This window comes from Pedobacter westerhofensis (assembly GCF_900182595.1).
Classification (GTDB): domain Bacteria; phylum Bacteroidota; class Bacteroidia; order Sphingobacteriales; family Sphingobacteriaceae; genus Pedobacter; species Pedobacter westerhofensis.
On the sequence record NZ_FXTN01000024.1, the window covers coordinates 1 to 23,636 of the forward strand.

Annotated in this window: 13 protein-coding genes; 8 read left to right on the forward strand and 5 right to left on the reverse strand. The window is 35.9% G+C overall.

Annotated elements, in window-relative coordinates; genetic code table 11:
• The 4 genes from FN831_RS28025 to FN831_RS27090 all read left to right on the forward strand — a co-directional run.
• Window positions 1-209 (forward strand): hypothetical protein (locus FN831_RS28025; protein WP_221931423.1); only part of this gene is annotated, 209 nt, incomplete at its 5' end.
• Window positions 210-728: 519 nt separating this feature from the next.
• Window positions 729-1,823, forward strand: coding sequence for a GAF domain-containing protein (locus FN831_RS27080; protein ID WP_142531342.1), 1,095 nt, complete (start codon window positions 729-731; stop codon window positions 1,821-1,823).
• Between the two features lie 3,921 nt (window positions 1,824-5,744).
• Window positions 5,745-6,245: a BLUF domain-containing protein gene (locus tag FN831_RS27085; protein ID WP_142531343.1), complete on the forward strand. Its 501-nt coding sequence runs from the start codon at window positions 5,745-5,747 to the stop codon at window positions 6,243-6,245.
• A 543-nt stretch (window positions 6,246-6,788) separates the two neighbouring features.
• Entirely contained in the window at window positions 6,789-8,414 is a 1,626-nt protein-coding gene (locus FN831_RS27090; protein WP_142531344.1) for a sensor histidine kinase, read from the forward strand.
• Between the two features lie 792 nt (window positions 8,415-9,206).
• Here the strand turns inward: FN831_RS27090 and FN831_RS27095 are convergent.
• The 3 genes from FN831_RS27095 to FN831_RS27105 all read right to left on the reverse strand — a co-directional run bounded on the left by FN831_RS27095 (window position 9,207) and on the right by FN831_RS27105 (window position 11,733).
• Window positions 9,207-9,659 (reverse strand): hypothetical protein, encoded by a 453-nt coding sequence (locus tag FN831_RS27095; RefSeq protein WP_142531345.1) that lies wholly within the window; start codon window positions 9,657-9,659, stop codon window positions 9,207-9,209.
• A gap of 72 nt (window positions 9,660-9,731) precedes the next feature.
• Window positions 9,732-9,998, reverse strand: coding sequence for a YtxH domain-containing protein (locus FN831_RS27100; protein WP_142531346.1), 267 nt, complete (start codon window positions 9,996-9,998; stop codon window positions 9,732-9,734).
• 307 nt (window positions 9,999-10,305) lie between these two features.
• Window positions 10,306-11,733 carry a YihY/virulence factor BrkB family protein gene (locus tag FN831_RS27105; RefSeq protein ID WP_246101791.1) on the reverse strand — a complete coding sequence of 476 codons (1,428 nt, stop codon included), beginning with the start codon at window positions 11,731-11,733 and terminating at the stop codon, window positions 10,306-10,308.
• A gap of 120 nt (window positions 11,734-11,853) precedes the next feature.
• On the opposite strand from FN831_RS27105, the gene FN831_RS27110 reads away from it, so the two are divergent.
• Window positions 11,854-12,363: an RNA polymerase sigma factor gene (locus FN831_RS27110; RefSeq protein WP_142531347.1), complete on the forward strand. Its 510-nt coding sequence runs from the start codon at window positions 11,854-11,856 to the stop codon at window positions 12,361-12,363.
• A gap of 193 nt (window positions 12,364-12,556) precedes the next feature.
• Window positions 12,557-12,991 carry an META domain-containing protein gene (locus FN831_RS27115; RefSeq protein WP_142531348.1) on the forward strand — a complete coding sequence of 145 codons (435 nt, stop codon included), beginning with the start codon at window positions 12,557-12,559 and terminating at the stop codon, window positions 12,989-12,991.
• 3,547 nt (window positions 12,992-16,538) lie between these two features.
• Here the strand turns inward: FN831_RS27115 and FN831_RS27855 are convergent.
• On the reverse strand, window positions 16,539-16,709 hold the full coding sequence (locus tag FN831_RS27855) for a hypothetical protein (protein WP_185960627.1): 171 nt from the start codon (window positions 16,707-16,709) through the stop codon (window positions 16,539-16,541).
• A 74-nt stretch (window positions 16,710-16,783) separates the two neighbouring features.
• Window positions 16,784-17,191, reverse strand: a complete 408-nt coding sequence (locus FN831_RS27120) for a hypothetical protein (RefSeq protein WP_142531349.1) — start codon at window positions 17,189-17,191, stop codon at window positions 16,784-16,786.
• A gap of 1,728 nt (window positions 17,192-18,919) precedes the next feature.
• Between FN831_RS27120 and FN831_RS27125 the strand changes: the two genes are divergently transcribed.
• Complete coding sequence (locus tag FN831_RS27125; protein ID WP_142531350.1) at window positions 18,920-19,480, forward strand: super-infection exclusion protein B; 561 nt, start codon at window positions 18,920-18,922, stop codon at window positions 19,478-19,480.
• A gap of 3,125 nt (window positions 19,481-22,605) precedes the next feature.
• Window positions 22,606-22,824, forward strand: coding sequence for a hypothetical protein (locus tag FN831_RS27130; RefSeq protein ID WP_142531351.1), 219 nt, complete (start codon window positions 22,606-22,608; stop codon window positions 22,822-22,824).
• The last annotated feature ends 812 nt before the right edge of the window (window positions 22,825-23,636 follow it).

Genomic DNA, 23,636 nt, shown 5'->3' on the forward strand with positions numbered 1-23,636 from the left:
TAAGACTTAGTGGGGCATTCGCTACCACGCTCGGCAGCCAAGTCAGGGGGTCAGTTTGCACCGAAACAGAGGGGTCACTTTTACTGAAATACGCAGTTGACCCCCACAAAAGACTTTTTGACGTTGCTGGCAACCGGATTAATTCGGCTTTTGGCGCCACAATTCTTATTTATAAATTTCAGTTTGCTGATGTACTTGAACACTGGTAATTTCTAACGCTTGATCACCACGAATTATTTTCAAACAGTATAGGGACGCTTCATTATAAATTATATGATAATGTTCATAACTTTGATATATTCTTTTACAAAACTTTATCCCAAATACTTCAATATTATAAGAAATCATTATTCAATAACAATATGATCGGTTTCCTGTTAGTTAAATAACTGAATTTCTAATTGATAATTAGATTACTGTTTCATTTATTCTGTGGTTTCTTAAACAAAACAGTATCAATATTTGCAATTTAGGGATCGAAGTTTTAAATTAGTGCAGGGTATTTGAATAAACACCTCATTTCTACAGGGGTAGGAAAGCCAGAGGCCTATCCCTGTTTATTGGACACTAGACAGATTATGCAATTATTTCGCGTTAAATGGGGTGTTATTTTTCTTCTGATAATGTTAATGAAATGTTAATCTTTAGTATTAAATATATTCTTTTAGGAAATTCGTATTTATATTGTCACGTACTCAATAAAAGAATAGGATTAAAGGTAATAGTATATGCCATATAAGGAGTTGGAAAGACAATTAGCTGTAAATAGATTTCTTAATCTAAGATTCAGTAAAGAAAATGAACTACACGAGGTTCTAGAAATGGTAGCTAAAATATGTGGGAAACAGAGGGCAATAATTACATTTGTTGATGAGGATACACCGCAAGTAAATTATAAATACTGGTTTGGTTGTGAGACAATTGCTTACGAAGACAGCTTCTGTGACCTTATTGTTAAAGATTCCGAGGTAATTATCATTCCAGATGCTGTTTTAGATTACAGATTTAAGAATAGTCCTTTAATAGTCTGCGATCCCCTAGCTAGATTTTACGCTGGCGTTCCATTAATCACTTTTGATGGTATTACTATTGGCAGCATATGTGTTATTGACAAATCTCCTGGAATACTTACTGAGAATCAGCTTGAGATTCTTAAGGTATTTGCTAAGCAAGTCGTTCATTTGATAGATTTTGATGCAAGCTTAAAAGCAGTAAAGGACCTTTATATTGAAGCAAAAAGATCTGAAATTGAACTACGTTCCTTTTTTGAGAGCTCAGTTGATCATCATCTTTTACTTGGTAGAAACTTTGAGATTCTCACATTTAATAAAAGTTGGGAAAGCCATGTCATGAACACTTATGGATTGCAAATGGAAAGGGGAAAAAAAATGATTGAATATATTAACAGTGAGCATCTTCCTGATTTCTTCAGAGATTATTGCACGGCAATGAAAGGAACTGCAGTGTTTGATCAGAGAAATCTCAGACAGGACAATAAAGATCGATGGTGTATGGTGAAGTTCGAACCTGCATACAATTCACACGGCGAAATAATTGGCGTGTCTGTTAATGTCGTGGATGTTAATAAAAAAGTTGAACAGGAGCGGAGTTTACAATTAAAAGATCAACAACTCGATGAAATAGCAATATTTCAATCTCACGAACTAAGACGACCAGTGGCATCTATTCTAGGATTTATGGAAGTATTCAAGGCTAATAATTATTCCGCTTCAGCAGAGGAACTAATGTTATTAGAAAAAACTGCACAGGAATTGGACAGTAAAATTAGAAAACTTGTGAAATCCTCACAAATTAAACAATAAATTTAGCATACACTATAAATAATAGTGTATTATATTAAATTACAAGTAAATAAGTTTCAGAATTCGTTCTATACCAAACAGTAGTTATAATTTTTAGATTTCGTTAATTATTCAAAACATGGAAAGAGTACAATTCACCCAACCTATTGAGCAATATGCAATTGACGTAGCCACGAAGTTAAGGAAAGATCATGGACTATACGCACGTGATATTGCGGGAATTCTCCACACTTCTGTTTCATTTATATTTAATGTCGAAAGCAGTTTAAATTCCGCTAAATACAATTTGAAGCATATCAATGCTTTGTCGGCGTACTTTCAAGTTTCACCACAAATATTTCTTCCTAAGTATTCGATACAGCCTAACACAAAATATAATCCCTAATTTCTATAAACCTTGTCATTAATTTTACAGTATAAAGTTTAGTATCAAAATCTAGCTTCTGAAATGAAATAGCAATTTTACTTGTATCCAAGATCCAAGATAGGTTTTGATTTGTAAAATGTTTATTATCAGCACTATAGACTCTGCGTTATATAATCAAGTGATGCATAACTATAATTTTTTGCTCAACAAACCTCGAATCATCAGAGATGGACATTCTGCCTGATCGTAGGTCATTTTGATAGGCAGTTAATTCAGTCTTGTAACAACTATGAGTGTTAGGCAATAATTTTGAAGACGAGCTGCTCAAAAAAAAGTTCATGGACGACATTTTTTTTAAAGTTATATTTACTATTCGATAATCAGAATTATTCTTTTGGCCCCTTATTAGTTGTAATTCAATGGCTTTAACTGAAATAATTCAGATAGTGATTCATATTACGAAATGTCAATAGTCGGTAGATTATCAATTTGAGTCTCCATTTTAGCTTCAGAACACCAATCTTTATTTCGACTTTGTCGAACAGCGTGATTGCTGACGAATCGTTAATATGTCTAGTAGTAGGTTAAGCTTTTCTTTGCAATCTGCCGGTGTTATCCTGTTCATCCACGTGAAGAATTGACATTCAGTTGTATTGAAATTTTGATCGTTCAAGATGATTTTCTTGATCATCATTTTCTATATTTTCTTGTAGAGTTGCTTAGCATATTTTTTAGGTAAATATTTATTGAATAGAGTGTAATTTGAAATAGTGTATAGTAACGTTATATCTACGTTCCTAAAAACTTATTAATGCAGCTATCAACTGGCTTTTCAACTGCACTAAATACTTGATTTAGCAAATTGTAAGATTGTTTACAAATACCCAGGGCGATGTTTAGGCTTGTGTGAAGTGATGTTGCTTAGATATTAGATAGTACTAATCGCTAACCAAAGCTGTGCAATTTTAGTTTAATACAAAAGAAAATTACTCCAAGAACATCTAAAATCTATAAAGAAAAATACATTTGGTCACGGCTATCAACACGCTTGTGTAAAAAATTAGTTTAAACTTTCTGAATGATGTACATTTATTTTATTTACCGGAAATATGGTGATTTAGTTGATTATCTTTCCCCATTGATTTCTTAATACTAAATGATATGTTGAAACAATCTGGAAATAATAGTACACCTATCTCTGATTATCATCGGATAGATACATCTTATATTAAAATAAAATTCATTGGGAGAACTACGGCGGAATAGCGGCGGCTTAAAATGTTGGCAGCTATTTATTGTAATCATTTGTGTGGTCTTAGCGCTCTTTATGGTAGGAGGGCCGGATATATTTTTTGAATGGTTAATAAAATAATCTCTTGAAGGCTTGCTATCTCATTATGTTATTTAATTAACCCTGTGAAAACAAGGCATGTGTTTGGAATATCCTAGGATATGTTGCTGGATGAACCATTTATGAGGTATGGAACATTTAATACTGCATATTTGGATCTGGAATCATACGTCGCATTATCCAAATGCCTGGCAGGTTACGTCATAGCTTGACCTATATGATTTGGCCTCGTAGGATGACGATAATTAGACGGGTTATAACCTAAAAAAGGTTGGCTAATTTACAAAAAGGCCACTTTGGGCGGAAAGAGATGGTCGTTTGTAGCGAATTAGGTGTAGATTTAATTGCTTATCGAGTGCGCACCTTTACCGACACTCCCACTAATTACTTTACTTAAAAAATAAAAAAAGTTACCAAATAAGTATCTGATAGGTTGGCTATCCAAACTCATGATAATCTTTTTCAATAAACAATCAGATACGTTAATAGGGTATTGTTAGAGGACATCCAGTTTGCTCCACTGGTTGGAGAGCCAAAGTTCCTTGATATCAGTAGTTAAATGGGCTACATGCTAAAGCACGGGTCAGCGATGATCTTCCTGAAGAGTGCTCGATTATTTTCGGCGTAACATCTGCAAGTTCCTTCTGCAGTCTAGAATAGCCTGCTGCAAATAAATTTTCAGATCAATAAAAAAGATATTTCTTGCATCTTGAGAACTGCTTGTGTGAACCATTCTAGCATGGTCTAGGATTTCACCTATGCCTATTTGAAAGAGATTAGCGAAGATATCTGGATTTTTTTTGTAAAATAAATTCAGTATGTTGTTGTACTTGATTAAAATGTTACCTATCTTATTTAAATTTTCAGATGTGCAACATGTGACGTCCTCAATGTCAAAATACAATTGCTGGAGCTCTGCCATTTTACTCTTCACTGTCATAAAATTTGATTATCGAAGTAATTCTTGAAATAAAGTTATGATTTTAATAGAAATAAATCAATTATACTGTGTTGAGGTATACAAATTTTCCGTTATTTATTATAGTAGTGAGTTCTGTAATCCTAATGACCAGTTACTAAATGGCGCCATAGATTCGGATCTGGAAAACGTAAACTTAAAACTTTTATGAGCGCTATAATGCTTTGGTGAACGGTTTCATTAGTAGGTAGCCAGATATTTTAGATCATGAAATGTTTAGCGAAATATTGATTAAAACGTTTTTTCATTTATCAAAAAGCGCTTTCTTACGATTTCAGAAAGGTGTTATTAATTTGTAACATTACTCTCTAGTCGCCTACAAAGACCTTGTCAACTCTGATTTGCAGCAGTTGGATATTGGAATAGTTAGTTGAAATGTGATACAATTCTTTTTAAGAGTAAGGGCAATTTTTAATTAAATAGAGCTTTAAAATGTGACCATCCAGGTACCATTTTCACAACCTTCTCCAAAAAATATTTATTAATTATAACACATTTGTTGTAATTAATACTCAGGGTAGATAATCACTATTTCACTACTGAGGGCTCGATCTTCATCTCTGTAAAAACAAATGTTATGATTGATATAAATATATACCTATTTAAAAGCGTTAATTGTTGATATTTACCGCGTTGTGTCATTTCAAATTAGTGTCTCGATATAGATTAAAACTAAGCCCCTTCTTGCTCAACTGACAAGAATACTCCCCATCACCCGGAAAACTGCTGCCTTCGCTTGTTTGAAAATTCCTTCCATCATTTGTATAAAATACGGACGTTGATATCCTCCGCAAGAGTCATTATATCTGGTCTGTTATAATTTAGTTCAACACTCATTCGCATGAACTCTTTCGCGAATGCTTTTTTTTCATGACATAATTTCTCTTGAGGGGATGTAAATTCTTTAACTCCTAGTCCATTCGAATGTAGCAAGTCCACTATACAAGCAGTAAGTTTAATTACGACCCAATTATTTCTCATTGAAGTTGTTAGAAAAGCATTTGTCTCCCACTATATTTTCCTCACCATATAACTTCAATTATACATCTGGTAAATTTGAGTAATTACCGTAAAACAAAACTAAATGGATATTTCGCTTGCGCGAACCTTTCATCTAACCAGATCGGCGTACACAACAATATAGTCGTAGGTATCGTTTTGTAACTGTAAAATTACATTGAGCGCGCAAGCAAATTACATTTACATATGTTATAATATACAATAATGTTACATCAAGGAAAGACTAATGCAATGTACTTCTACCTAATTTATATTAGCACTGCTACGGAATTAATGGACATAAAAAGTCTAAAGCATCTTCTTCACACTTCAAGAAGAATAAATCGAGCGAACGACATCACCGGAATGCTTGTTTACGTGGAAGGTTATTTTCTCGCCAACGAAAATGGCAGATTTAAACAGAAATTGCAAGGCCGATTTATTCAATTATTAGAAGGTCGGGAAGTTGATGTTAGAGCACGGTATAGGGCTATTGAAGTAGATTTCAGACATTATAATTTAGACATCTTGACCGAAGGTTTTGTTAACGAAAGAAATTTTGACCAGTGGGAAATGGGCTTTAGGTGCCTCGATAAATCTGATTCATTCGATCCGGATGAGTTTATTGACTTAGAAATAAAATTAAAGGCCCCAGAACGGGACATCTATTTAAATCCATTATTATATCTATCATCGTTCTATCATATGAGTAAAAGTAAATTGTAATATTTATTCATATTAAAACTTATATACACCCTGTGTGTTTTATAAGTATATTTAAATGGTAAATAGTACAGTGATAGAAGATCAAATTATTCAAACGCTCGAAGAAAAACTTTCAGATGTAGGTGTGACACTCGATTTGTTTTATACTGAGTTAATAAAATTAAATATGCGTTGCCAAACGCAAGGTAATAAAGAAATGTACTCAATAATCATTAAATTTCTTCGAGCAATTAGATTATATCAAAAGAATCAGACCTTTCTTACTCAAAAAAGTTCGTTAATTATTCAAGACAATTATCATATCTATGTCCATGAACAGATATGATTATAGCGCGCGAAGGTTAATTATAAAGAGAGATTCCATTATTATTAAATTCCAGGGCTAATTAATGACCTCAGAGTTGTGCAGTGTAACAAGTTAATTTGATCTTGACTTTACAAGGCGTGTCGATATTATGATACCTTTTGCCATTTCAATATTCCTGGAAAACTCCCCACGACAAAGTTTGTTATGAATTACATGTATAATAAATATATGTCGTAATGACGCAAGGTTTTGGAATACATAAATTGTTGTCTTACTTTTGTAGCTACAATCTTCTTATGCCAAAGAAATCTTCTTCTTCAAAAGCTACACAATCAAAAAAAGGTGAATATAGTTCAGGTCACTCAGAACGCGCTGATAAGGGCAAACCCCAAACGTTCAGACAGGACGATGCCTTCTTTCGTCAGACCCTGGAGAGTTTAGAAGATTATGCAATCTTTACTATGGACCTGCAAGGAATAATCAGTAGTTGGAATGGGGGAGCTGAAAATATGCTGGGCTATTCCGAACAAGAAATAATCGGTCAGGATGTAAAGATCCTGTTTACCCCGGAAGATGTAAAAAAGAAAGTACACCTAAAAGAAATGTCAGGCTCAGAAAAGAATGGAAGACATCTAGACGAACGGTATCATTTAAGAAAGGATGGAAGTCGTTTTTTTGTTAGTGGTAAGATGTTTGCCTTGCGGGATCCATCTGGGAAATTGCGTGGATACACCAAACTCATGCGCGATATCACTCATCGACATGTGCTGCAGGAAACTATTCAACAGGCGCGGATGTATGCTCAAGGTATAATCACCACCGCAAGGGAGCCGATGTTAGTACTTAACGAAGACTTCACGGTCAATACAGCTAACCGGTCATTTTACAAGACTTTTAAAGTCACTAAACCGTTGACAGAAAGGTTTAACTTGTACCAGCTGGGTAATGGACAATGGGACATACCGGAATTAAGGGTGTTGCTTGCCGATATCTTGCCTTTGAATGCTGTAGTACAGGATTTTGAGGTAACACACACGTTTGAAAAAATAGGTTCAAGAAATATCTTGGTTAATGGAAGGAAATTGTCCCTAGTAGGAGCCGATTCAGCGATGATTCTTCTATCTTTTGAGGACATTACACAGAGAAAGCAGGCCGATCAGTTCAAAAACGCATTTATTGGGGTAGCCAGCCATGAACTCCGGGGGCCGGTGACTAGTATCAAAGGTTACAGTCAAATATTAGCAAAGCATTCAGGAAAAAACAACGATAAGTTCACTGCAGCAATATCCTCCAAAATCAATGTGCAATCCACCAAACTTACAGAAATGATTGGTCACTTACTGGATATCTCCCGGATTCAGGTTGGTAAACTGCAATTGGATAAAAACGCATTTGATCTGAATACTTTCATTAAAGAGGTAATTCTGGATTTGGAAAGTGAGATCACCAGCCATACCATTGTTTTAAAAGGTGGAGTTAGCCGTAAAGTGGATGCTGACAAATTTCGCCTGGGACAGGTCATCAACAACTTGATCAGTAATGCTGTGAAGTACTCTCCTAAAGCAAATAAGGTAATAGTAACGCTTACTGAGGAAGAGAGTGGGCGCTATGCCAAGGTGAGTGTTCAAGATTTTGGCATCGGGATTTCTAGGGAAGACCAGCAAAATCTTTTTCAGCCTTTTAGCCGGGCCAGTAATGCGAAGACCAAAAAAATTAAGGGCATTGGCTTAGGACTGCATATAAGTGCAGAAATTGTACATGCACATGGGGGTAGAATTGAAGTGGAGAGTAAATTCAAAACAGGATCAAGTTTTACCTTTACCTTACCTATTTCTAAAAATAGGGAGGTTATTGATGCCTGAAAGCAGACAAAACAGCTATTTCCAAGTTACTGGCTTTTTCGGTATTTGACTAAAACTGTCGGGTGATCGACTAAACCGTTGCCGCTTTTAGAGGTCAATGACAATCAGCTGGCATGGCAGCTGTTTGGTTATCAAATTGGTAGATCGTGAGCTTCCCTTGCTCATTGAACAACAAGTCATTACCCGCTTGGCTAGCCTATTATTGGAGAATAGGCAGCAAACATACTAGTGTCCCATATTCACCGTGGCAATAAAGCTAGTGCGGGAAAATTCCTAGCCTGTTAAAGTAGTGTAAATGGAGTGCATCTGCTACTATCAATTACCTTGATAAGGTAGTTGATATCTGATTAGGTATCGATAGATACATTAATAAAACCAGAGTTAATCATGATTTTTCAAAATAATATTTTTCTCGCCACCGGCTAAGCAACCTTTTAATCCCAATAACAGACGGCCAACGATAATTACGTACAACTTCATCGTATTGTAAAAACAGTGGTGGGACAAAACTCTCGTCAATCTATGGGTTTAAACGAACCAAATCAGTCCTATAATGCAAATACCTAGCATCTCCTCATAAAAATCCTGCGAATGATATGAAATAGCTGTCCCTGCTCTGCTCCGCCACTACTACACCGGACATTAACGTCAATCCCTCAACGAGAATAATTTTGCCTGCTGGTATCAAGGGATTTTGATTAGTTCATAATTTCTAGCGGCAATATATCTACAGACCGATAGTGAAGCTGTGACAGGCTAATTACATTTGAAACTATAGCATTCACAAATACCTCAACTGTTCATTTTATAAGTTTGGTCTGCAAAGTATCTGTGTTGCGTCACATGTCGGGGAAGTCGGGGTGCAACAGGCTTTAGGCTGCTCAAATATTTTTCTAGGGTATTCAGCAGCCACCTGGCAACCTTCGAACCCATTTGCTTTCCGACCCGACGGGCGATCATAGCCATAACGATCCTGGTGATAAATCCCGACTTTCGGAACAAAGTACGGTTGACCACCAGAGGAAGCAGGTAGGAAAAAAATTTGGCGGATATATTAATTTTGCCATCAACTTTAATGATCGTCAGCGGGTCGGCTGGTTTTACAAGCGTGATCACGAGCAAACTCAGCAGCAAAGTCTTGCCTTGGCTGACAATTTCCTGCCCAAGCAGTGATTGCTCTGCATTTAACATCACCTGTCTTGCTTTTAATTCTTCCAGATTTTTAATTTTCGTAGTCGCTTTCATAATAAATTCTTTCTATTTTCAGCGCTTAATTTGTAACAGATACCCCATAGAAGCATCCGTTTATAAGCTGGTTTAAGCATGTTCAATATCATCCTGCAAGTTTTCCAAGCCATTCTCCGCCTGGCCTTGGACTTTGCTCACAATTCTAATTTTAGCTTCGGTAAGCTTTTCTATCTGGTCTGCGGCCAGGTCCCTAATCGAATCGCCTAAATCCTGTAAAGACTGGCTTAATTTATCCCTTGTCTCAGATCCCTTCTCAGGAGCTAGCAATATTCCCAATGCACCACCTGCCGCAAGGCCGGCCAGTAAGCCAATTATTACATTTGACGTATTTTTCATGATATAAAATTTAGTTTCGTTAATTATTTAAGTATTAATTTGGTCAGACGGCCGGCGATGCGTTTGGTAAAGAGACTTTCAGCCTGTTAAGATTCAGTAAGGGCGCTAAGCCTACATGAGATACTGGCATAACAATACGCTTCTTTGCCCGCTCTTTGCGTATACTAAGCTGAACAGGTTTTCCGTCCTGAATTATGGCCTGTTTTATTATTAAATATCCATCACAAACATTCAGCACTGCGCCGTAATTATTGCGGTCTGCTTCGAGTACGCAGTGGTCACTTTCTTTCCGACGCCTCTCCATTTTTTAAGATTTTGATCTCGCTGTTTCTTCATTTTCCTGAACCGACTGACCTCCGCTCTCCAGTTCCACCTCTTTAGTAGTGACCGCATAATGTGAAGGGTGAATCTCCGATCCGTAAGACAATGCAAAAGCTTTGGTGAATTCTGCGCCGAAATATAGAATAATTGAAGAATAATAGGTCCATAACAGTAAGATGACCAACGATCCCGCGGCGCCGTAAGTACTGCCTACATCGCTTTGTCCAATATAAATGGATATGCCGAATTTGCCGAGCATAAACAACAGGGCGGTAATCACTGACCCAGAGATTACATCCCGCCATTTGATGATTGCATCTGGCAAAAGTTTAAAGATCACGCTAAAAATCAGGGAAACTACCGCAAGGGTAACAACCTGGTTGAGTATATAAAACAATACAACCGATACATCGGAGAAACGAACCTGCAAGCGTGCGCTGAAGCCATCGAGCACTGCGGTTACGCCTAAAGAAACCAGTAGCAAAAATCCCAGGCTAATGATTACTGAAAAAGAAAGAAAGCGATTTTGGAGCATTTTCAGCCAGCCTCTTTTAGGCTTTGGTTTTAATCCCCAAATGATGTTGATGGAATCTTGTATATCAGCGAACACGGTAGTGGCACCAACCAGTAAGGTAACAGCTCCGATAATGAACGCGATGGTGCCCTTTTTACCAATGGACGCCTTTTGCACAATTTCCTGTAATTGAAGCGCAGTTTCCTTGCCCATAAATCCAGCAAGCTGCCCGTAAATCTGTCCTTGTGCAGCTTCCTGTCCTAAAAATATTCCACACAAGGAAATAATCACCACCAAAAGCGGAGCCATCGAAAAAACGGTATAATAGGCCAATGATCCGCTAAGCTTAGTGACCTTGTGGTCGCTAAAACCAGTGAAGGAATTCTTCAGTACTGCCCAGATTCCCCTCAGGGTGACATTTTTGTTTTTCATATTGAATTTCTTACTATGCCCGGGTTCATTCTGGTCTTGCACCAAAAGCTTGGTACGCTGACCAGTCTCCCCATTAAATGTATTTAGTCCATGACCCTGGGCTTCTTCTAATTTTGGTTCATGGTGTGTTGCGAAAAATCCCCGGATCGCTACCCCAGTAATGAATTGCTCAACCGCTGCATTTTTCCAGCAGATCAGCAGCGACAGCAACGTAAAAAGAACAGTTGCGCATCCGAATCCAACCGTGTAGCTCTTCAGCAGGTGTGACAGGTAAAATGTCAGGGTAACTAACGCGGCCGTAAAAGCCATCAAAAGGCAAAGTACAACAATCGTATTAGTAACCAAATTTGCAGCGAGTTTTGACCCCTTTTCAATTGCAGCCAGTTTACGCATCTTCATCTGGATTCTGAAATATGTCTGAATGTTAGCCCATAGTCCTGTAAAATCTTTTGGTACCTTTGTCTCCATAGCATGCTGTTATGATTTATAAACTATCCTGCTGCATGATTGTTTTCAATATGCTCATCAAAAAAAGCGAACCATTAAGAATATAAGTTTAATTCAGAACAATCAGAAAGCTAGAAATATATGCCTGACCGGATTTTCGGAAATAGCCTTTCCCTTTATTATAAGGATCTGCAGATCTATGCCCGAACACTTGAACCCAATATGGAAGAGGCGGAAGACCTGGTGCAGGAAACTTTGTATAAGGCGCTGCGCTTCCAAAATCAGTACAACGATTCCATGAGCTTAAGAGGATGGCTCTTTACGATTCTCAAGAATACCAGGATCAACGCCTTTCGCAGGAAAAAATTCAGCAGTGGTTTTATTATTTCTGATCAGTCACTTGTATATGGCCAGTTAACTTTGAGCGCTGCCAGAAATGACGGAGAAATAAATTGCGTTTTGGCGGACATCGAGCGCAGCATCTCTGTACTTAAGCCGGATTATTCTCTGCCAATGTGTTATTTCCTGAAGGGTTATAAATACCATGAGATTGCCACTCAATTAGATATCCCTATTGGAACTGTCAAATTCAGAATCCATGCAGCAAAGGAAATTTTAAAAACCCAACTCCGTGTATATGAATTCCACTGATGCAGAAGAATTAGCTCTCTGGACTTGGTTCATTTCCGTGTTCTGGATTATTTTTTGCATTTCAATGCTGTCGGGTATTTAATAGTTAGAATTCTTTACCTTAGCAACGAAAGTTGTCACTTTTTCACTTTTATTAAGTTATCTTCCTTCAAACGCCTCAAATAACAATAAGTCATCTTTAAAAAATCTGATTATGAAATTTAAGACAATATTATTTTTTTTAGCTTTAACACTATTTATTTGCGCTTGTTCCACTTTGCAGAATACTAAAACTGGAAACAGTCTTTCTAATGCCATTTGGGAACTTGAGTATATTTCAGGATCGCGAATTGCTTTCGATGGATTATATCCAAACAAGAAGCCCAAAATTACATTTAATACGAAAACGAATGGCGTTAGTGGAACTTCAGGTTGTAATGGGTATAGTGCCAAATATACCTCCAATGGTAAAACAATTTCCTTTGGACACCCGGGACCAACGACAATGATGTTTTGTGAAGGAGGAGGTGAGCAGACATTTTTAAAAATGATAGAAAAAGTTGATAATTACTCGATTGATAGTGACGGGAAGCTGATTTTGAATAATGGCGAAGTTCTAATCATGCGATTCAAAAAGAGTTCAAAATAATTTTATCCATAACGTAGTATGAACAAAATTGCTTTTTATAGGAGTGTTTTTCGAGCGCCATTTAGATGGTTACAGCTAAAAGAACAATAACAAGGGCCTACACAATAATTTGAAGCTTCAAACGCTTTGATGTATGTGAGGGTTAATTTAATATTAGCCCCGATTTCGCCCGGGGGGCTAAGATTAAATGATACTATTTTCATCATTTGTGGAGTAGCCTAACTGCAAATATTTATAATTATTCCCTCATTTTTTAAGATATTACCATTTGAAGCAAGAAGCTGCCTACAACGATTAAGGGATTCGGGCGGATGGTACATTGCAGAAGCTGGTAACTGGAGCACAATTTACCGTCCTATAATATACATTCTCTTTTTGTCATACTTTACATTTAAGTCAACAGCTAAAAGAAATAGGGGAGAAATACCTTCGTTTCGTGAGGCAGGACTTTTTCGTTTAAAAGCTAATGAATTACCAATCTTATTATACAACCATAGACCACGTGATTCCGGTGGAAGGTGGTTCTCCGTCATTTTGGGTGAAATCTTGAAAGATCAAACATAAGCATTAATTTTTCTCCAGCAAACCTCCTTCTGGGAGCCTTCAAACTGAACTTTCAAATCTTATCTAATATTCCTTCACCAAAAATGATGAAGAACCTAGAAGGTGACCATTAGATTCCGGTTCAAATTGACCGCTATATTTCGACGAAAACGACCAACCAACGGCCGACAAATGCTGTAGAGGCAACTATCTTCGTAAGGTTTCTCTAACCTTTAGAAGCTTCGCCAACACTACAGTTAGTATGAGTAAAATTAGAGAGATTTTTAGGACGTTTAGCAAGGGTCGCAGTTTCATGTCGACCTCTGCTTAGGCTAATGCTTCCCTGAATAACGTAAAGAAGTATCGGGCTTCGGTTAATGAAAGCGGGTTAACCTATGAGGAGGTTGATACACTGAAAGACAGAGAACTGGAAGACCTTTTGGGACAATCAGGAAACATGCTCCTTCAGGATATATGCATTCTTTGCGACGCTGCTTTTCCCATCTTGACAAGGAGCTTAAACGCACCGGTATAAACCACGATATATTATGAGCAGAGTACCATAATGAGTTTCCGCACGGCTATCAGTACAGACAATTTGCTTCTATTACAATCAATAAAAGAAGGGGGCAATCCGACCATGCATATGGATCATAAAGCTGGACATAAGTAACGTAGATCTTGCAGGCCAAAGCTCAATATTACTGGTAAGCAGACAGCTCGGATAATTGATTTTGAGGTATTTATATCGATGCTTGGGGTGAGCCAGCTTATTTATGTGGAAGCTGTTGGTAGTCAAAAGAGGACTTCATTGCGGCCTGTGATCAAACTCTTCACTATATTTAAACAGCCATGTACAAGAGGATCAACTTTATTCAGGAAAACTCTTGCAATTTTTACCAGAGACGGTTTGATCGATAGATGTAACCAGCAATTTAAATCAGTTATAATAAAAAGAGGCTGTATCATAAATAATAAACCCCAAAAATTTTTGTCCAACTTTTAGGGTTCATTTCATCCTTCAATAATAAAGCCTCTTTTAAGGTATGTACTTCAATAACATCAAACATCTCTAACACCTACAATGTAGATCAGTTTGTAGTAAATTTTATACTTATTTTGATGATGTGAAATAAGCCCTCATATGTCTACGAGGGCTTACCAAACGCAAACCAGCTGTAAGCTCTAACTAAACATGACTGATTTCATCCGCATCCACGGGTACTTTAGCTATCTATATTATATATTAGATGTACGAATATTCGAGTGACGCTCTCGATATTTAAGCTGCTTATCAGTATTACGGGGTCATATGGTGCCATATCAGTTACAAATAATAAATTAAGCACTCGCTTTGAATGGAACTATCATATTGCTCTCTAGAAATTAGATAGAAACTCCATTGTAGGGTAATATGCGATGCTCTCCATCAGTTTTAATAGTAATTTTAAAGCTCCATGTTTTATAAATGAAACAACTTCAATGAACGCAATATTGTTTGACTTTTCGATTAAAATTATTAAACAAGTTTTCATTTTACTGATAAAGGCTTACCTTGCGCATGAGGGAGTGAAAATTAACATAATTCAGATTGAGGATAGACCGTACACATCTCATTTTGGTGTAATAGAACAAAAAAAGCCTTGCACTACTGCAAGGCCTCATAGATAGATGACAAAATTATTGTGGGAGCCGTATGATCACAACAATTAAATTGAGGATATGTTTGGATTTGGGAATAAGATGAAGCTGACTGTTTCAAAGCATTCCATATAATATTACTGTTGGAAGTTTTATCTATTGATGTGTGGATGATTATGAATGCTTTTTATAGTGTCGAAGGGTAAGCGTGAATGCTTCATGCCGTTTTAGTATGTTATGTAAATACCAAAGCCCTGTCGAATTACAATTCCTTGCAGGTAAATATTCTCTGTTATCATGTTTCAAAACATATAACAACCAGGAGTTATATATGTAGTCTAATGTTTAATTGCCCAGTTTTCGAAGCCTATTTTTGACTCGCTCATTTATTAAATATACAATAAACTCGTCTGAAGTAATTGATATGACGCCTAAAACGTCAAAAACTTGATTAGGAGTTATTCTCAAGTTCTTTGCCAGGAACTCAATAGTTGATCCATCGTAAGGTAGAAGATGTTTTTGTTCAAAGGATTTATAAACGATTTTCATGACGTTAAGGATATAATATACAACTAGACAACTGACCTTTTGTTTCATCTTTAACTCCTTAAACTAAATGTAGCAGTTGAACCGCATTTTGCATTCATGCAAATGTTAATTAGTTTAAGGGTTCTTGAGTAATGCCCCACTTTCTCAGGCATAGGCCCACGTCGGTCTGTACCTGTTTCCCTAAAAAATTTTCACAACAGCCCGGAAAATAACCTCAATGGCTGCCATGCTGCAGTTGATACCGTGTTCACTTAAGCAGAAATACAGGCCTGCTTAGTTCGCCAAATTCCACAATAGCTTAAATATGTGGCTCCCAAGACCAAAAACAATTCTTGGCGGACCTCAAGCCTCTTTATAAAGTAGATACGCTCGAACAGGCCGAACTCAGGCTTGATGATCTGGAAACTAAATAGGAGAGACAATGTGAAAAGGTGATTGAGCCTTGGAGAAACCTGGTCAAAACTGATAACTATTTCCGATATGAAGCTATGTACGTCGACTAATTTATGCCACAAATATTATTGAGAGATTTCATCGGCAGGTGCGCAGGATGACCAAAACCAAATGTGCACTGACCTTTGATATGCCGCTGGTAAAGCTCATACATTGCTCACAATGACATCAGCCAAAAATGTACTATGCCATAAAAAAATCGGGGAATAACTACTCAGAAACTTGTTATTTGGATTCATAATCGAATGATATCAGATTAAAATAAACAAAGCATTAAACCAATTGAATCAATGGTTTGACAAGGTTTATTTTACATACGCATAAAAATAATAATACCGTCTTCACTTGGCGGGCTTATTATTTATTCTGTTTTATTTAAACCCTCATTGATCTCTATTATCGATTTTTCCACATATTCGATAACATCATTTACTTCACCATCAGATAGGTCGATATCATCATTTAAACACTTGTGAAGATTTCGAAGTTCATCCCTTGTATTCCCATTATTGATTTTCTCCTCGTGTGACATACGCTTTTGTTTAAGTGAGTGATATAAGTAACGAAGTTATTACGCAAAATGTTTTGAATAATTAGTTCAACACTTTATAGAATTGTTAATTCTTCGCCAGTCAGGGCAAAGTATAGGTTTTGAAGTTGGTGGACATATTTAAGCTCTTGATAAATAGCATAAGCCCCATCTATCCCATCGTGGCCAAAAAAGAAACTTTTTCCGGATTTAATTATAATCACATCTTCTAAATCGAAAGATAAATTGATGCTATATGATTTTTCTGAAGGATCTAGGGTGCTGTAGGCCTCATGTACAAAACCAAACCCGGCTAACCATTCCTCTGTCAATGGAATAGGTTCAATCTCATAATTAGGTCTAAAATCAAGACTATATTTATATCCATAATATATTTTGTTACCGACAATCCCTTCGACTTTCAAATCAAAATTATGTAAGAATGATTGAACGTAATTACCTATCCTTAGTTCGCTTGCTTCCATAACCAAATATAAATATTTGGCATTAAATTCCCATAGGTTGTTACAGCTGCAATAACCATTAATAAGAGCGGTGTTGTTTTATCCAAGTTACTAGAATTAAATGGGTAGTATATATGCAGGATTGGACTTCTCATCTTGGTAATTTCGGTGTTTGTGTAATAATGCAAATTATTATGGAGCTGAAATGGTGACTTGTTTATAATTACCACTCCTATAAAAAAAAACATAATTATTCTGTATTTCTTAAACTGCTAGTTTACAGTTGTCAGAAGGCAACACTGAAAGACATTAATTCCTTGACTTACCTCACTATTAATGTATAGTGACACGACTGGACCATAAAATTTGAGTTTTTAGGAATAATATTGTAATGCTACTGATACTCTCATTGCTGGGTGGCCGATAACGGATCTATTAATCTCAAGTCTATGCTTTTAGAAGGCACTGGGATTTACTATGTTTCAGTTTTTTTAAAAAACTATGTTAGCCTGTAATATATTTTGTTGCTATCCAACCCTTAACGACTTTTCTGGAACCAGTGAATCCGTTCTTAACAAAGTATTTTCACTTTCATAACGTCGCTCAAACTTTACTTATATTGCATTGAGATGATCAGTCAGACTAAAGCAATACACATTATATTGCGACAATGCCGCTGGGAACTATTTGGTATTTGGAACTACCCATACAATAATGAAACGCTTGGATTCGTCAAAATCAAATGGTAGCTTTTTCTTTTATTTTATCGTACTTCTTTGATATTTAGAATGGGGGTTCATTTACATTTATAGGACACGCACCAAGGTGATAGTAATTTTCATCAAAAATTCTTGAGTAGTAACAAAGAACTCTTGTCCATTCTCTTTTACGAACAAAGTTTTAATTTCGTCCTGTTATACCACATAACGAACTTCACCTTTTTCGATTAGTAATAGGGCATCACTGGAGATTAAACTCATATACATATCTCTACCTTGCGTATTAAAAGGCTACCTATATTTCATATCACTCCTTCAGGAATGTTTTGTAGATCAAATGAGTTACTATTGAATTCTTCCATACTTAAAAATAACTATTTCTGATTAAGCTTCTTGGTAACTATCTTTTTCTCCATCTATTTTGTCGACTGCACGATGCAAACTGAATCTTTACTGCTGCGAAATGGACTAATGAAGCATGAAATCGTTCAGATTCCCAAACCTTTTCCTGATCGACAATTGTCCCGGTCTTGATCTGCATCTCTTCCATTTTGTTAAAAGAGATACTCTATCCTTCCCGAAGATAAATCTACAGGAAGCAACAGTACTGCGCTCCACATCCAACGTTCATGAACACCTCATATATTTATCATATTATTAAATGCCAAACAAATTGCCGCTATCTGCATATCAAATATATTATCAGCCCAAAAACGACCAATATGGCGCCCTCTTCCCACAAAGTTATAATTAATTCGAAGTCATCCTCGTCACCTCTTATGAAATACTTCATATATGCTACAATTAAATTTATCATTGTTTTGTATATTGCAAAACAAAATAGATAAGCAAGATCCTACGGTACCAAATTGGCTTTTCATGTCCATCATTTAATGATTTCAAGCCTTTTTAAGTGAGAGTAGAACATCCCCCTTGATTTCTTATTTGTCATGATGGTTTTATCATGCATTAAGATACCTGTGTTTTCCATATAACCAAACATATAGAATCTTTTAATGTTATTTTGTTTATGAGTCGGCCATCATTTATTGAAAAAGGAAAAAAATCAATACATATCTTGCTGCCAATTTTTATGGTTTGCGGCTTTATTCTCTTTTTACCAGACACCTATAAACAGGCGCTACACATAGATAATTTAACCTATCCCTACGCCCAATATTTGGGAATTTCGTTTTTGATTTTAGGCGTCTTGATATTCATTGATGTTTCATTTAAGATTTCTCAATCGATAATTAGAAAGCGCAGGAAATCTAAAATGGGAGGATATATAATTGAGTACCTATCCCAATTGAGTATTGATGAAAAGTCAATCTTGCGAGAATTTTATCTTGCTGGGGATGAAATCCAATTACTACCTTACAATCATCCTATAGTTTTAGGCCTACTCAGTAAAGGAATAATTATGGAAATCGGTTCATATGAGGATATGAGGTATGGGCAAGTTTGCTTTAGTTACACTATAACCGAATATGCCAGAAAATATATAACTAACCAAACTCTCAATATTCCATTCAAAATGACTCAAAAAGACTTTGAGAGGCTCTCAAATGAACGACCTTTCTGGCTATGAATTTCTCTTGCTCTAATAACTCGATGGAGTATTTCAGTAAAAGTGTCCTTCTATTTCGGTTCAATCTCACCTCCAGACTTGGATGCCGAGCCTTGTATCCAATACCCCACTGAGTCCTACCAAAGAAATTTAATTGATATCAACCTGCTAACCATCATCCAACAGAGCAGCCCAAACCTGGCCATTATTTCAATCGCCCAAAGTCTTGCAACAACCAGACTCCGTAAATAGACCGCCTACTACGCTTTTATGCCCACTTCAAATAAGCCGTAATAACGATCCAACCCTCAAGGTAGAATAAGAGGTTGTCGGCATAACATATAACACTTAGAAATAGCCGTAAATTTAAATAACAATAGATGATTTAGGATTGAATAAAGTGGCCTGATAGTTTATGGGTGTTCTTTACCCTTAAATGAGGAGGTAAATTGGACCGAAATAGAACGATAGTTTAATTACGGAATGAGGGGGGCAGATTTGCCGAAACTTCCAGAGAGCCCCTAAATCCGTGTCGACTCAAATATAGCAACTCTAATTTTAGGACCCTGAAATAAATTAATATGTTAGCCAGGTAGACCTAAATGTTAAGTATGCCGATGCTAATTAATGAAATACCAACCAGCAGTGCCAATTTTCCGGCTGCTTGCCTGGCAAATGTTCGTTTAGGGATCCGGTAGATTTTTGATCAGATTGGTAGCCTCTTATTTCTCAACCATACCAATTAGGTAGAAAAATATGAGTACTTATTAACTGCCTTTTAAAGTACAATATAATTCAAATATTTTAACTGCTTTGTATGACATTTTATGGTACGAAACAAAACTTACAGCTCGTCATGTATGGAGACAATTAAATAATGAGCGATCGAAAGTTATCTTACAAAAATTGAATTTTTTCTTTGAATAGTCCGGCCTTACAATATGATTATAGCCATTAATAAAAACGCTTGATCAGAATTGAGACACTTGAAGGGTTACTAATACTTTCATAATGTTTTTTAGCAGGATCTAACTTACTTAAAAAACGGAGAGATAAGTAATTACAATTTAGGAAGTTGATGATCCACCTATAGCTGATTTCAGATACAATGTGTTTTCTTTAAAAAAAAAAGGTATAAATAATGATATTTGGGCAAGTTTTAGAGCCCCATCCATGTCGATTATGACAATGCTTTTACTCTAAATAAGAGTATTTATCCGGTGCAATTTACGGTATTTACCACTTCTCCCAAACTATTTCAAAAACCTACATTTGAATAGCTAAATTATCACACTATGTATAGAATTATTTATTACACCAGTACTGGAGAGTATTGCATATTTGATTCAGCAGACTATGAACAAATCATATCAATCCATCTAGATTTAAGGCGGGACGGTAATCAGGTAGTATGTATAGTAAATTATACCTTGAAAGCAGTAATTTATAAAAGTCCTGATTTCGATTCTCGTAGTGATGATATCGATGATCTTATATTTAACTGCATATACAATTAATCCGACGATATGACTTTGTTTAAGCATTCTTGAGAGCCTACTATCGTTAAATAAAGCCCTTCATCTTGCAGGACTTACCAAACGAAAACCGGCTGGAGTTGACTAAATTTAATTCCTTTTAGGAGTTAATAAGTTTAATCTTATTACTTACTGTTTATAGAATAAGAGAATAACGGCATTGTTGTAAGAACAATATTAATTAAGTTTTCAAATGTTTGGCGCTTTAATGGAAAATAAATACTTATTGTATTATATCAACTAATGATGGAAAGACCGCAGTAGAATTATAGCAGTCCGATAGTTCAGGGGTTAATGATGCTTTTGGCATATTAGCGTGTCATTTGTTAAATAACCTTATCATTTAATAATGGCAATTAGGTGCGAGAAATTCAACCCCTTCCGATTATAAACTTTACCTGAACAATATTTTAATTTCTGTTATTAGGCATCCCCCCTTTGACAAATAATCACTAGCATGGGGTGCATCAGATTAGCATTTATTGGATACTATATAGCTTGTGATCTTCCAAACTACCAGGTAAAAATAGTTTATATTGCCCGGAAAAAGAATGCGTATTTTTCTTGAAATCTGCAATAGTTATGGAATTCTAATGGTAGCTCATTTGGACCAATAGTAAGAATTATTTAAGAGCAGTTTACCTGCCCTTAATCCTTGGAGTTAGTAGGGGGAGTAGTTTATTAGCGATTCATACGTACTCATTTATGATATCTGCTTTAACGGATTTCACTTCGTCTGTTTACCGTGTACCGTTTTTAACCACGTAACCATACAATCCTGCACTTAAATACTATGATTAATAAGCAAATAAAACAAATAAAAAATATTGTTTGCCTGGATCTGACATGCATTTCTAAACGTATATAGGATTTAATCTGACGTTCAGACGATCTCTAGTTATAAGCTTATGAAAATATTAATAATAATGTGGTGGCGTTTGTTTTCACATAATCAATACACCCACTATAGAGATAAATGTAGATCAGAAGGGGATAAACGGAAGGCATTTCATTTAGCTAAATATCTCTATCGTTAAGCTTTGATTACATCGTTGTTGATCAGACCGTTGTTTTCCTCTTTGGCATGTCTTGAACCCCAAAGGTAGTTATGGGTATATTAAGGATTAGAAACACATATAATACACAAAGCCATACAATTATAGTTAGGACACTATTACTGTTAATTAAGTAGTTTGTTTAAGATCTTTGATTAAAAAAATTCCACTCGACACATTTGATATTTTTAATCGTTATAGACCTTTATTTTAGTCTATTATACTGTATATTTACATTAATAAAGATCGCATATGATTGAAATAACTAATGTTTTACGGTGATGTATAACATCCAACTTTGAAGATATTTCAGGTTATTTTTGACTTAGTTCTGCGAATATGATGGTGTAAGTAGCAAATTATGCTCTAGCTATTTAGAGACACTATTGACTTATATTCGCGATGAATATGATCTTAGGATATAAGGACAATATAGAATCCTTTTGTTATTGATTTTAGTAGCACAAATGAGCCGTAGTCTGTTATGTCGGTCTGAATTAGATAAAACCCAAGTATTATATTGAAGTATAATCGTTTATAAATAAAGCTTGATACAATGAACGGCAAGAACCACTTTACCCAGGAAGAAGCTTTTGAAATTAAGAAATATTTACAGAGTGCAAGGGAGGCAGGAATGGGTGTTCAGAAACCCTTCATAGAATATCTTAGGAAGGAGTTGCGATTTTTTATAACCGACTTTACTGTATCGCGTAAAAGATTTACTCCTGAGAACTTCGATGCTTTGGTTGCAGAAGGAAAAATAACAATATCATAATAGCCATCCTTCTTGACATCAAATGACAGAATCAATTATTACTGAATCCAAGAATTGAATTATTTCATCATTCTCGTGTGCAGGTAGTATAAATTTCAAACGTATTCTCATTAATCTAAATCTGGACGTTCCTTCATGGAAAATCACAAACTTCTGTCTAAGATGTTTGAAAATAAAAATAAATTAGAAACGGGAAAATTAATTTGTGAGGTTTTAGTAAAAAATCATATTCGACTTAAATTGCAAAATTTCGCTATTTAGTTGCTGTAATTGATGCTTGTTCGTATGCGTCTGTAGCTTTACACTTGGTAGTATACGGATTTCATCCTTAAACTTTGACGCCAACTGACAACTGCCTAGCTCGGATTTGGTATACCGATTGGTATTTTATGTGGTAGAATAGGAGACCCATTAAAGACTAAATTTAATCGACTTAAAACGGCTTATAGATTGAATTAAGTAACCAACTTCATTACAATAAATTCCTAAAGGTTGTGGTGGTGGACGCATTCGCCTTAAGTAAGTAACATACTATGATTTGGAGGTAATTATTGAAATAGATTGATTAGTGAAATTCACTATCATCTTCGGCTAGTGGATAGTCGGCCAGATTATCTGGCATCGAAACATTGCTGTTATTGAGAAAACAAGAGATTGCCCAGATTTTGCAGTAAGTAATAAGGTAAGGGGAGATGACGAACATTCAGGTATTCAGTATGGATATTCTGGCGATACTGACCCCCATTCTGGATACTGACCCCCCAGCGGGATTTTAGTTCATCGAGTTTGATGACCTGACAATTTTACTTCTT

What these genes read in the sequence shown, in the direction of transcription:
- FN831_RS27080 (WP_142531342.1), top strand. Translation starts at nt 729, where the DNA reads ATGCCATATAAGGAGTTGGAAAGACAATTAGCTGTAAATAGATTTCTT.
- FN831_RS27085 (WP_142531343.1), top strand. Translation starts at nt 5,745, where the DNA reads ATGTTACATCAAGGAAAGACTAATGCAATGTACTTCTACCTAATTTAT.
- FN831_RS27090 (WP_142531344.1), top strand. Translation starts at nt 6,789, where the DNA reads ATGACGCAAGGTTTTGGAATACATAAATTGTTGTCTTACTTTTGTAGC.
- FN831_RS27095 (WP_142531345.1), bottom strand. Translation starts at nt 9,659, where the DNA reads ATGAAAGCGACTACGAAAATTAAAAATCTGGAAGAATTAAAAGCAAGA.
- FN831_RS27100 (WP_142531346.1), bottom strand. Translation starts at nt 9,998, where the DNA reads ATGAAAAATACGTCAAATGTAATAATTGGCTTACTGGCCGGCCTTGCG.
- FN831_RS27105 (WP_246101791.1), bottom strand. Translation starts at nt 11,733, where the DNA reads ATGGAGACAAAGGTACCAAAAGATTTTACAGGACTATGGGCTAACATT.
- FN831_RS27110 (WP_142531347.1), top strand. Translation starts at nt 11,854, where the DNA reads ATGCCTGACCGGATTTTCGGAAATAGCCTTTCCCTTTATTATAAGGAT.
- FN831_RS27115 (WP_142531348.1), top strand. Translation starts at nt 12,557, where the DNA reads ATGAAATTTAAGACAATATTATTTTTTTTAGCTTTAACACTATTTATT.
- FN831_RS27855 (WP_185960627.1), bottom strand. Translation starts at nt 16,709, where the DNA reads ATGTCACACGAGGAGAAAATCAATAATGGGAATACAAGGGATGAACTT.
- FN831_RS27120 (WP_142531349.1), bottom strand. Translation starts at nt 17,191, where the DNA reads ATGGAAGCAAGCGAACTAAGGATAGGTAATTACGTTCAATCATTCTTA.
- FN831_RS27125 (WP_142531350.1), top strand. Translation starts at nt 18,920, where the DNA reads ATGAGTCGGCCATCATTTATTGAAAAAGGAAAAAAATCAATACATATC.
- FN831_RS27130 (WP_142531351.1), top strand. Translation starts at nt 22,606, where the DNA reads ATGAACGGCAAGAACCACTTTACCCAGGAAGAAGCTTTTGAAATTAAG.